This is a genomic window from Janthinobacterium sp. SUN120 (assembly GCF_030397735.1).
Lineage (GTDB): Bacteria > Pseudomonadota > Gammaproteobacteria > Burkholderiales > Burkholderiaceae_D > Janthinobacterium > Janthinobacterium kumbetense.
The window spans coordinates 1-13086 of record NZ_JAPUBW010000002.1 but is presented as its reverse complement, the minus strand read 5'-3'; the positions used below and the strand labels follow the sequence as shown (position 1 = coordinate 13086).

General features: G+C 62.6%; 4 protein-coding genes. 3 read left to right on the top strand and 1 reads right to left on the bottom strand.

What is annotated here, in order from left to right; all coding sequences use genetic code 11:
* Positions 1-137: 137 nt before the first annotated feature.
* On the bottom strand, positions 138-1241 hold the full coding sequence (locus tag O0879_RS09700; RefSeq protein WP_289916188.1) for a methyltransferase: 1104 nt from the start codon (positions 1239-1241) through the stop codon (positions 138-140).
* 258 nt (positions 1242-1499) lie between these two features.
* Between O0879_RS09700 and O0879_RS09695 the strand changes: the two genes are divergently transcribed.
* From O0879_RS09695 to O0879_RS09685, 3 genes are all read left to right on the top strand, one after another.
* Positions 1500-2480, top strand: coding sequence for a cupin-like domain-containing protein (locus tag O0879_RS09695; RefSeq protein WP_289917851.1), 981 nt, complete (start codon positions 1500-1502; stop codon positions 2478-2480).
* Between the two features lie 72 nt (positions 2481-2552).
* Positions 2553-4301: a carbamoyltransferase C-terminal domain-containing protein gene (locus tag O0879_RS09690; protein ID WP_289916187.1), complete on the top strand. Its 1749-nt coding sequence runs from the start codon at positions 2553-2555 to the stop codon at positions 4299-4301.
* 118 nt (positions 4302-4419) lie between these two features.
* On the top strand, positions 4420-13086 hold an 8667-nt coding region (locus O0879_RS09685; protein ID WP_289916186.1), incomplete at its 3' end, for a non-ribosomal peptide synthetase.

Genomic DNA, 13086 nt, shown 5'->3' with positions numbered 1-13086 from the left:
CCGACCTCTGAGAGGGAGGCCGCCGCTCAATCGCACGAATGCTTCTTAACTGAACGGCATTAAGGCCGGAGAGGCGCTCCAATCAGCCCGAAATCGTCGTTTCGCATCTGCGGAAAGACGCCCTGTCCGCGCTGCGCTTATGCGACTTCAAGGTAGAGCTCATTCGTCGTGCCCAACGGGGACTGCCACGATTCGTAGGTCTTTCTGGCCCAGCTGGTCTTCACTCCCCCCTGCATGCCTTTTTTGTATTTGAGTATCAGCATATGCAGGTGGGTGACGCCGCGGCGCGCAGCCTCGTCTTTCATTTGATCGATCGTGGCGTTGTCTTCCTTGAAAATATCCACGAAACGGTCGACAAAGCCCGCGTAGCTGATGGGCTGCAGGTCCAGTACGATTTCCACTTCGGCACCGGGCAGATATTGTTCGATCATTTCATGCAGCATGAAGGGCGAATGGCGGTCGCCAGGGGCCATGGTCACCATCTGGAATGTCCCGCCATCATTGAGCACGCCGTTTATTCCCTTGAGCAGTTCCTCGACAAAAGTCAGGCCATAAATTCCGGCGGCGGAATTAAAGTAGTATTCCATGCCGGGAGGAGTCGGTTCGAACGGCGGATTGGAATAAATGAAGTCAAACTGTTTGTCGCGCAGGGGGGAAAAGATGTCTTTCGCGTCGCCGTCGATAATATTCAAGCGATCCCCAACGCCATTTAGCACGCAATTGAAGCCAGTCAGTATTTTTGCCCTTGGATTGATTTCAAGGCCGGAGCAGTAGCTGGCGCCATTGAGCAGGCAAAAAATGCTCAGTACCCCGGAGCCGAGCCCGACCTCAAGCACATGGCGCCCTTTGATATCGTCCAGGTTGGTGTAATCCATAAAGAACACCTGCTCGGGCTGAAGAGGAATGACCTGGTCGATGGACTTGTATTCGAAGGAATCGGTCAGTATGGTCATCGACAACGCGCTGTCATCGCGCTTCCTGTAGCCGCTCTGGACCGACAGCAGGTCCGCCAATCCCCCCACCTCGGCTGCCTGCGTAATGTAATACTCATTGAGTGAGGGGCTGGTCTGCTTTCCCTCCACAGAAAATATGGTCTTCTTTAATGGGTTAACCTTTGCCGATGAAGCTGTATTAAGCGTGTCCGAAGCCATTCCTTGCCATCCCTCCAAAAAGTAAAAAAATTCCCAGTATGTCCGCATGGCCGGCCGGGAGCGCCATGCCGCCATTTCAGGCGTACCCAAGCGAAATCGGGCTGTGGGCGCAACCCTTTATCGCAATATTTTCTAGCTGTTTTTACATTGCTTTAAATAGTACAATATAATACAATCTTTTCAAATCTGAAAGTTGGCCTGATTCATCGTTGCTGAAACGTCGAAGGCTAACCGCGACATGACCGCCCCCTAAGTCCTCCGATACTGGGTGCTCAAAGTGGGGGGCTCAAAGGGGGGCGCATTCTTATCAGTTTTGCGCTATTTGAAATTTTTTCAGGTGCCTTATTGATGGCAGTAAATTTTCTCCCGATTGAACGGGTCCGGAATTTTTCGAAACATGATTTTGAAACCGCCATCTTGCGCGACCGGCCCGTCATCGTCGAAGACGCGGTGCAGGGATGGAATGCCTGCGCCAGCTGGACACCTGATTATCTGACAAAAAAAATAGGTGACTTGCGCATCGGCGTCAGGACTTCGTCCACCCATTTCCATCCCGATTTCGAGCGCATGCGCGCCGAATGGAGTCGCCCCTTGTTGTTGCGGCTGCTGGGCCATCTTGGCCGGCGCATCATCGGGCGCGGCCGCACTGATGACGGCGAGCAGATGGCGTTTGGCCAATTGCTGAAGCTGCTGACCACGTCACCGGAAGCATACCGTTATCTTGCCGGCGCCGAAGAACTCGGCATCCTGCGCGAGGGCGTCTGGAACGATGCGTTTGCCGAGCTGCGCGCCGACTACGACGTGCCCGCCTATGTGCCGCAATCCAGGCTCGACAGCGCGGCCCTGTGGGTCAGCGCGAAAGGCGTCCGCTCCCACCTGCATTACGATGGCAACTGCCTGCACAACCTCAATGCCCAGGTCGCCGGCAGCAAGCAGGTGCAACTTTACTCTCCCGAGCTGATGGGCCAGGTCTACCCCTACCTGCACTCGAACGGCCATCCCTACACCTTTTCACAGGTCAACGTCGAAGACGTCGATCACCACCAATTCCCGCGCTTCTCCGAACTGGAGGGTTACGAGGGAACGCTCAAGGCAGGCGATCTGTTGTTCATCCCTGCTTACTGGTATCACACTTTCAAGCACCTCGGTGATTTCAACGTCAATGTCAACTTCTGGTGGCGCGCGGACTTCGTTCGCCTGACACCGGTTTCCGCGCGAGATTATTTCGGCGGATTGGCCTTCGATGTGATTGCCGAGTCAAAGATTCCCCCGATCTGGTTGACCGGCTGGTTCCGCAAGATGGAACGCCGCCTCACCCAGGTTCGCTAGCGTGCAGCGGCACTTCGGTTATCGCCGGGCCGGCCTTCGTACAGTGAGTTTCAGTGAAAGGTAGAAGAATTTATGTCGGTTTACATCTTAGGCGTCAATTGTGCATACCATGAATCGTCGGTGGCCCTGGTGACGGAGCGCGGCATCGTCGCGGCGATCGAAGAGGAACGTATCAACCGGATCAAGCACGCTAAGCCTGCGCTGGTCAGCAATTCCGACGAGCTGCCTGTCGGTGCGCTCAATTATTGCCTGAAGATGGGCAGCGTGGCGCTCTCCCAGGTCGACTATATCGCCTTCTCTTTCAATCCGCCGAAGCGGTTGGAGCACAACCTCATCGCCGACGACAAGGTCATCGACGGCAGCTGGGGCAGCCGGGCCGGCGAGACGTTGTTCCACGACAAGCTGATGGGCATTCCGTCCCGCTTCCGCGAGATGGGCTTCCGCGGCGAATTCGTGTTCGTCGACCACAGCATGGCGCACGCGGCTTCCGCATTTTTCCCTTCCTCCTTCCAAGACAGTGCGATCATTTCCGTGGACGGCATCGGTGAGATTGAGTCGACCACGCTGGCGTTGGGCAGGGATGAACGGATCAGCGTGCTTGAGCAGATCGGTTACCCGCATTCGCTGGGCTTCCTTTGGGAGAAAATCTCCCAGTATCTTGGCATGTCCGAGTATGATGCCTGTAAGGTGATGAGCCTGGCGTCGTTCGGTGACGCTGAGCGCTTCTATAGCCAGTACCGCAGCTTCATCGACGTCACCAAGGGTGGCTTCAAGCTCGATGCCGACCTGTGCCAGTTCCGTTCCGACGACTTTTCGGCGCTCGAACAGTTGTTCGGCCTGCCCATGATCGGCAGTTACCAGCCAGTCTCGCGCGACTACATGGATGTGGCCGCTGGAGTGCAAAAGATCACCACCGAAATCCTGTTGAACCTGGCCCATCACGCCCATGAGCTGACCGGCTCCAGGCAGTTGTGCCTGGCCGGCGGCGTCGCGCTGAACTGCGTCACCAACACGGCGATATTCGAACAAGGCCCCTTCGAGCAGATCTTTGTCCAGCCAGCGGCCAATGACGCCGGCACCTCGCTGGGCGCGGCGCTGCATGTGTATCACGAGCTGTTCCGCGGCAAGGGCGGCAGCGCCTTCCATACGCGCGACACCTATCTTGGTCCCGAGTTCAATCAAGCCGAGATACGCGAATCGCTAGACGAACTCGGCGTGGTCTACAGCACGCCTGGGCAGTTGGTGGACGAGGTGGCGACCCTGATCAGCCACGGCCAGGTGGTCGGCTGGTTCCAGGGTCGCATGGAATTTGGCCCGCGTGCACTGGGCAACCGCAGCCTGCTGGCTGACCCGCGCAATCCGGAGATGGTCAAGCGCATGAACCGTCTGGTCAAGCACCGCGAGGACCATCGTCCGTTCTGCCCAAGCGTGCTGGCCGAAGACGTCAAGGAGTGGTTTGTCACCAGCAAGGACGCCATCAGCGCCCAGTACATGCTGATGGCCTATCCGGTCCAGGAAAGCAAGCGCGCGCTGATTCCGGCGGTCGTTCACGTCGACGGGACCAGCCGCATCCAGGCGGTGGACCAGCGGGTCAATCCCCGATACCACGCGCTGATCGCTAGCTTCAAGCAAAAAACGGGCGTGCCGCTTCTGCTTAACACCTCCTTCAATGACCGCGAACCTATCGTCTGCACGCCCGAGGACGCGATCAAGACCTTCCTCAGGACGGAAATCGATTTCCTGGTCATCGGTGATTTCCTGTTGCGCAAGCAGGACAACCGGCAGACCGAACCTACCGACTCCAGCGAATGCTTCGCCTGATGCCCTGAAGCAGGGCAATGTCTGCTCGACGGCCGGACACGGAAACGTGTGCGCCGTCGGGCTTGCCATTTCCGCCGCTTTGCCCATACAAGAAGACTTTTGCTAGAGAGAGAACCGTATGAATGCTCGGGAGTTGTTGGCCTTTTTCAGGCGCCGTTCCGTCGAATTGCATGTCGTCGACCGGAAGATCAAGTTCAAGGCGCCGGGCGACATCGTGACTCCGGACATCCTGGCGGCTCTGAAGGCGCACAAGGACGAGATTCTGGCCCTGCTCAGCCCTGCGCCGGCGATGCCGCGGCGGGCCGCGAACCGCTGCCAGACCTCGTTTGCCCAGCAGCGCCTCTGGTTCATCGACCGGATCGTGCAGGGCAGCGCGATCTACCATATTCCGGTGTGCCTGCGCTTGCTGGGACGTCTGGACCGCGCTGCGCTTGAGCGCACGCTGAACGAGGTGGTGCACCGTCACGAGGCATTGCGCACCACCTTCGATACCGCCGACGGCATGCCTGTGCAGGTCATCGCTCCCGAGCTGCGGCTGGCGATCCCGGTCACCGATCTGGGCGCGCTGTCGTCCAGCGAGCGCCGTGCCAAGACCGAATGGCTGGCGCAGGACGAGGCGCAGGCTCCGTTCGACCTGCACACCGGGCCGCTGCTGCGCACCAGGCTGATCGCCCTTGGCGAAAGCGAGCATATGTTCCTGCTGACCGTACACCATATCGTCGCGGACGGCTGGTCGATGGGGGTGCTGGTCAGGGAAGTGGCGGCCCTGTACAGCGCCTTCGTCGGCGCGGCGGCGCCGTTGCTGCCGGAGCTGGCGGTCCAGTATGCCGACTACGCGCACTGGCAGCGCCAGTGGCTGGAGGGCGAGGTGCTGCAGCATCAACTGGCGTACTGGAAGGTGCAACTGCGCGGCGCGCCGACGCTGCTCACGCTGCCCACCGACCGTCCGCGTCCCCCGATGCAGACCTACCAAGGCGCCAGCGTGCGGGTGGCCATCGGGGCGCAGACCAGTGCCGCGCTGCATCGGCTTGGCCAGCAGACCCAGGGCACGCTGTTCATGACCCTGACGGCGGCGTTCAGTATCCTGCTAAGCCGCTACGCCGGCCAGGACGACATCTGCATCGGCACCCCGATCGCTAACCGACAGCGGGCGGAGGTCGAGCCTCTGATCGGCTTCTTCGCCAATACGCTGGTGCTGCGCACGCAGGTCGATGGGGCCAGCAGTTTCAATGCGCTGCTCGAACAAGTCAGGGCCAGCACGCTGGACGCCTACGCGCACCAGGACGTGCCGTTCGAACAGCTGGTGGAAGCCTTGAAACCCGAACGTCATGGCAGCTACAGCCCGCTGTTCCAGGTGATGTTCGTGTTGCAGAACGCGCCGATGGACAAGCTGGAATTGCCAGGGCTGGAACTGCAGCTGGTCGAGCGCGAGCAGAATGGGGCCAAGTTCGATCTGACCCTGACGCTGGCGGAGTCGCCCGATGGACTACGCGGCGACATCGAATACAACACCGACCTGTTCGAGCGCGCCACCATTGAGCGGATGGTCGGCCATTTCGTGCTCCTGCTGGAAGCGATCGTCGCCAATCCGCATGCGCCGGTGTGCGAGCTGGACATGTTGGCAGAGCGCGAGCGGCGCCAATTGCTAGTCGAGTGGAACCAGACCGCGCAAGACTATGAGCACGACCACACGCTGCACGCGCTGTTCGAGGCGCAGGTGGCGCGAACGCCTGGGAATCCGGCCGTTCAATTTGAAGGCCAGGTACTGAGCTACCGCGAGCTCAACGAGCGGGCCAACCGTCTGGCCCACTACCTGCGCAGGCGGGGCGTGGGCCAGGATACCGTGGTCGGGCTGTGCGTCGAACGCTGCGCTGACATGGTGGCCGGCATGCTTGGCGTACTCAAGGCGGGCGGCGCCTACTTGCCGCTCGATCCCGCCAATCCGCAGGAACGCCTGGCCTATATGGTCTCGAACGCGGCGCCCGCCGTGATCCTGACCCAGGAACATCTGCGTGCGGACCTGCCGCAAGTGGCGGGCGGCGTATTCTGCCTGGACAGCCAGTGGCAGGAGCTGGTCGGCGAATCGCCGGACAATCCGGTGCAGCAGGGCGATGCCGGCAGCACCGCGTACGTGATTTATACCTCCGGCTCGACCGGCCGGCCCAAGGGCGTGCGCGGCGGACACCGGGCAATGGTCAACCGGCTGCGCTGGATGGAGCGTCATGCGCATCCGGCCGCCGACGAGGTGTTCTGCCAAAAGACCACGATTGCCTTTGTCGACCACGTGGCCGAAGTGTTCCAGCCCTTGTTGTGCGGATTGCCGCTGCTGGTGATCCCCGCCGAACAGGTCAGGGACCCTGCCAGTTTGTCCGAGGCGATTTGCGCCGGCCGCGTGACGCGGCTGACGGTCGTGCCCTCGCTGCTGCAAGTGCTGCTCGACGACGCGATTGCGCCGCAGTTGCGGGGCCTGCGTTATGTGGTGTCGAGCGGCGAAGCGTTGACGCTGCGCACCGCCAGGGCATTCCGGCGCTGCCTGCCGGGCACCCGCCTGCTCAATCTGTACGGTTCCACCGAGGTCGGAGCCGATGCAACCTGCTTTGAATTTGCGCCCCTGTCCGACCATCCCGATTTGATGCAGTACTTTGTGGAGCAGGGGCAGCCACCCTGCAATCCAGCGCTGGCATGGGGTATGGGCCAGTCCGGCGCGCCCGTCTGGCCGGCGCTGAGCATCGGCGAACTGGCTGCCTCGTTCGGGCACGCCGCCATTCCAGATCGGCCCATGCCGCTGGACGAGTATGCGCGCAGCGTCAATGAACAAGTCCTCCCCAACCTGATCGATGTGTCGTCCGACCGCTTCATTGGACACATGACGTCCAAACTGCCCAGCTTTGTCACCGAGATCGGCCGGCTGATCACGCAGCTCAATCAGAACGTGGTGAAGATCGAGACGTCGAAGGGAATGACCTTCCTGGAGCGCCAGGTGCTCGCTTCGATGCACCAGCTGTTCTTCGGTCTGGAGGACAACTACTACGCCGGCTATTGTCAGGACCCTGCGCATGTATTTGGCGTGGTGGTCGGTGGCGGCAGCGTTGCCAACGTCACCGCCCTCTGGTATGCGCGCAATCGGGCCTTGCTGGGCCGTGGCATCCAGAAGAGCGATCTGGTGAGGGAGGGATACCAGAAGTCATTGGCCGCCCTGGGCTTTGAGCGCGGCGTGATTCTGGGAACGCGCTTGCTGCATTACTCCATCAAGAAGGCCATCAGCGTATTTGGTATCGGCCAGGAGAGCTTCATCGAGGTCGCGCAGGACGACCGCCAGCGCATGTCGATGGCGGACCTGGAGCGATGCATCGAGGTGTGCCGCCAGATGAACTACCTGATCCTCGCCATCGTCGGCGTGGCCGGCGCGACCGAAACCGGCACCATCGATCCGCTTGAGCAGATCGCGGCAATGGCGCAGCGGCATGGCATCCACTTTCATGTCGATGCTGCCTGGGGCGGCGCATTCCAGTTCTCGGCGAAGCACCGCTGCAAGCTTGCCGGCATCGAGCACGCCGATTCGCTCACCCTGTGCCCGCATAAGCAGCTGTTCCTCCCGCAGGGCATCAGTCTGTGCCTGTTCCGTGACACAAGTGGCGTCGCCGCGATTGCCACCCACGCCGAATATCAGGCCCAGCAGGGAAGCTACGACCTCGGTCAATATTCGCTGGAAGGTTCGCGGCCGGCGAATGCCTTGTTCTTGCATGCTAGCCTGCGTCTGATTTCAAAGCAGGGCTACGCCTGGCTGATTGACCAGAGCATGGAAAAGACCCTGAGCCTGGTTCGCACGATCGAGCAGTCTCCTTGCTTCGAGCTGGCGGGCGGCCAGCCTGAACTCAACATCGTCAATTACCGTTATCTGCCCTCTCACCTGCGCGGCAAGAAAGGGCAGGGTTATACGGCCGACGAGCACGAGGCGATCAGCGATGCCGTCGAGCGTATCCAGAAGCTGCAGTTCGACCAGGGAAAGACCTTTGTCTCGCGCACCAGGATACTGCTGCCTGCGGTTGCCGACGCACCGCTGTCGGTGTTCCGCGTGGTGCTGTCGAACCCATTGACGACGCTGGCCAGCATCAAGGAGGTCCTGGACGATCAATTGCGTATCGCCCAGGAGCTGATCGAGCCGAAGGGCGTCCAACACCCCGCGCTGGAAACCGATATTGAGGCCGCGCAGTCCGATACCGATAGCTGGCTAGTTCCGATTGGCCGCCCGATTGCGAATTGCAAGGTCTACTTGCTGGACGCCTGGCACAAGCTGGTGGCGCAGGGGGTTATCGGCGAGATGTATATAGGTGGTGATTGTCTGGCGCGTGACTATCTGGGTGATACTGCTTTGACCGGGGCACGGTTCATTGGCAATCCATTCTCCGACGATCCGGCCGATCGCCTGTTCAAGACGGGAGACCTGGCCCGCTGGAGCTCCGATGGCAGGATCGAATATAAAGGACGCCGAGATTTTCAGGTGAAGCTGCGCGGTTTCCGTATCGAGCTAGGGGAAATCGAAAGCCAGCTGCTGGCCTGCGCGGACGTGCGCGAGGCAGTGGTCGTCGCGCGCGAGGATGTCCCCGGCGACAAGCGGCTGGTGGCGTATGTGGTGGCCGGGCCGGATGCGCAATTGTCGGTCGCGCAGTTGCAGGCGCAATTGCAGGCGCAGATTCCCGATTACATGGTGCCAACGGCATGGATGGTGCTCGATGCCTTGCCGCTGACGCCCAACGGCAAAGTGGACCGGAAGGCCTTGCCCGCCGCGGATGCGGGCGCCTCGCAGCAGGAATACGTGGCGCCGCAGACCGCGAGCGAAATAGCCCTCGCCGCGATCTGGGCGGGCCTGCTGAATCTCGACGCCGGCCAGATCGGCGTGCAGGCAAATTTCTTTGCGCTGGGCGGCCACTCGCTGCTGGCCGTGCGTCTGGCGGCGCAAGTGCGTCAGACGCTCGGTGTCGAGTTGAGCATCAAGGACTTGTTCGCCAACGCCGTGCTAGCGGCGCTGGCCGGTGCTATCGACCGCAGTGCGGGCACGCCCATCCGCCCGCAGGTTACGGCGCAGGCGCGTGGCGCAGCGCTGCCCCTGTCGTTTGCGCAGCAGCGCCTGTGGCTGCTGGACCGGATCGACGGCGGCAGCGTGCACTACAACATGCCGTCCGCCCTGCGCGTGACGGGCCGCTTCGACGTTGCCGCCGCCGAGCAGGCGCTCTGGCGCATCATCGCGCGGCACGAGCCGCTGCGCACGGTGTTCGCAGGCGAAGACGAACAATTGCGGCAGGTGATCCGCGAGCAGGTGGAATTCGCTATCCGGGTGAGCGACCTGACGCAGCTCGACGCCGGTGCGCGGGAACAGGCCGCGCGGCAGCTGGCGCTGGCCGATGCCCGGGCGCCATTCGACCTGGCGCGCGACGTGATGCTGCGCGCCAGCTTCATCCTGCTGGGCGAGGAGGAGGGCATGCTGCTGTTTAATATGCACCACATCGCTTCGGACGGCTGGTCGATGGACCTGTTGGTCAAGGAATTCCTGAGCCAGTACCAGGCGCTGCGCAGCGGCTTGGACAATCCCTATGCTCCGCTGGCGATCGGCTACGCCGACTATGCGCAATGGCAGCGCGACTGGCTGGCCGGGCCGGTGCTGGAAGAGCAGCTTGGTTATTGGGACAGTCAGCTGGCCGGCCTGCCGCCGGTGCACAATCTGCCGCTGGACCGCGCCCGCCCGGGGCACCAAAGCTTCCGTGGTGCGCGCCACCGCTTCGCCGTGGGCAAGGCCGTTCATGAGTGTCTGAAACAGCTGGCCCAGGACCAGCAGGCCACGCTGTTCATGGTGCTGCACGCCGCGCTGAGCGTGCTGCTGGCGCGGCACGGCAACAGCAGCGACATCGTGATCGGCACGCCGGTGGCCAACCGGCTGCAGAAGGAGCTGGAAGAGCTCATCGGCTTCTTCGTCAACACACTGGTGCTGCGCACCGACGTGTCGGGCAACCCGCGCTTCGACCAGTACCTGGAGCAGGTCAAGGCGGTCAACCTCGACGCGCAAAGCCGGCAGGACGTACCGTTCGAGTATCTGGTCGAGCGCATCAATCCCCAGCGCAGCACGCAATACAGCCCGCTGTTCCAGATCATGTTCAGCATGGGCATGGACGAGGCGAGTACGGTGGCGGCGGTCAGTCTGGACGACGCGCAATTCAGCCTGGTGTCCGGGCAGGACGTGGCGGCCAAGTACGAATTGACCTTCCATGCCAGCGAAGACGAGAACGGCCTGTCGCTGTCGATCGACTACAACGTCGATCTGTTCGACGCGGCCACGGTCGCCAGGCTGGCCGCGCATTACGACCGGTTGCTGCAGGGTATTGCGGCGGCGCCGCAGACGCCGGTCTACGACCTGCCGCTGCTGGGCGACGATGAGCGGCACTACCTGCTGCATGAACTCAACGCGACCGAAGCGGCCTACCCGCATGAGCAGTGCATCCACCAGCTGTTCGAGGAACAGGCCGAACGCACGCCCGACAAGGTGGCGCTGGTGTGCGAAGACCGTTCGCTGACCTATCGCGAACTGAACGAGCGCACCAACCAGCTGGCGCACTGCCTGCTGGAACAGGGCGTGGCGGCCGACACGCTGGTGGGACTGTGCGTCGAGCGCGGCATCGAGATGGTGGTTGGCGTGCTGGCCATCCTCAAGGCCGGCGGCGCCTACGTACCGCTGGACCCGGCCTATCCGCGCGAGCGGCTGGCCTATATGCTGGGCGACTCCCGGCCTCCAGTGGTGCTGATCCAGCCGCAACTGCAGGCCAATCTGCCGCTCGACGGTGCCAAGGTGGTCAGCCTGGACAGCGGCTGGCAGGCGCTGTCCGGTTATCGCCGCGACAATCCGCGCACAGCGGTGCAGCCTGCCCATCTGGCCTACGTGATCTACACATCCGGCTCGACCGGGCAGCCGAAGGGCGTGCAGATCGCGCATCGCGGCGCCTGTAACCTGGCGGTCAGCCAGCAGGCCATGTTCGGCGTGGCCGACGATAGCCGCGTGCTCGGCTTCGCATCGCTGAGCTTCGACGCGGCGACCTTCGAATGGATCATGGCGCTGCTGCGCGGCGCCGCCTTCCATGTCTGCACGGAGGAACAGCGGCACAATCCGGCCGCGATCCAGACCTTCCTGCGCGAGCACGGCATCACGCATGCGACCTTGCCGCCAGCGCTGTTGCCGCACCTGGACAGTGGCGCGGGCTATGCGCTGGAGGCCCTGGTGCTGGCGGGCGAAACCTGCGGCGCGCAGGTTGTGGCGCCGTGGCTGTCGGTATGCCGGGTGTTCAATGCCTACGGGCCGACCGAAAGCACGGTCTGGGTCAGCACGGCCGAACTGCGGCCCGGCCAGGTCATCACGATTGGCCGCCCGATTGCCAACACCCAGCTCTATGTGCTGGACCGCTGCCTGAACCCGGTGCCGGTTGGCGTGCTGGGGGAATTGCACGTCGGCGGCGTGGGCCTGGCGCGCGGCTACCTGAACCGTTCCGAGCTGACGGCCGAAAAATTCATTGCCAATCCGTTTGGCGAGCCCGGTTCGCGTCTGTACAAGACGGGCGATCTGGTGCGCCATCTGGCGGACGGCAGCCTGGAATTCGCCGGCCGCATCGACGATCAGGTGAAACTGCGCGGTTTCCGTATCGAGCTGGGGGAAATCGAAAGCCAGCTGCTGGCCTGCGCGGACGTGCGCGAGTCAGTGGTCGCCATGCGCGAGGATGTCCCCGGCGACAAGCGGCTGGTGGCGTATGTGGTGGCCGGGCTGGATGCGCAATTGTCGGTCGCGCAGTTGCAGGCGCAATTGCAGGCGCAGCTTCCCGATTACATGGTGCCAACGGCATGGATGGTGCTCGATGCCTTGCCGCTGACGCCCAACGGCAAAGTGGACCGGAAGGCCTTGCCCGCCGCGGATGCGGGCGCCTCGCAGCAGGAATACGTGGCGCCGCAGACCGCGAGCGAAATAGCCCTCGCCGCGATCTGGGCGGGCCTGCTGAATCTCGACGCCGGCCAGATCGGCGTGCAGGCAAATTTCTTTGCGCTGGGCGGCCACTCGCTGCTGGCCGTGCGTCTGGCGGCGCAAGTGCGTCAGACGCTCGGTGTCGAGTTGAGCATCAAGGACTTGTTCGCCAACGCCGTGCTAGCGGCGCTGGCCGGTGCTATCGACCGCAGTGCGGGCACGCCCATCCGCCCGCAGGTTACGGCGCAGGCGCGTGGCGCAGCGCTGCCCCTGTCGTTTGCGCAGCAGCGCCTGTGGCTGCTGGACCGGATCGACGGCGGCAGCGTGCACTACAACATGCCGTCCGCCCTGCGCGTGACGGGCCGCTTCGACGTTGCCGCCGCCGAGCAGGCGTTCCGGCGCATCATCGCGCGGCACGAGCCGCTGCGCACGGTGTTCGCAGGCGAAGACGAGCAATTGCGGCAGGTGATCCGCGAGCAGGTGGAATTCGCTATCCGGGTGAGCGACCTGACGCAGCTCGACGCCGGCGCGCGGGAACAGGCCGCGCAGCAGCTGGCGCTGGCCGATGCCCAGGCGCCGTTCGACCTGGCGCGCGACGTGATGCTGCGCGCCAGCTTCATCCTGCTGGGCGAGGAGGAGGGCATGCTGCTGTTTAATATGCACCACATCGCTTCGGACGGCTGGTCGATGGACCTGCTGGTCAAGGAATTCCTGAGCCAGTACCAGGCGCTGCGCAGCGGCTTGGACAATCCCTATGCTCCGCTGGCGATCGGCTACGCCGACTATGCG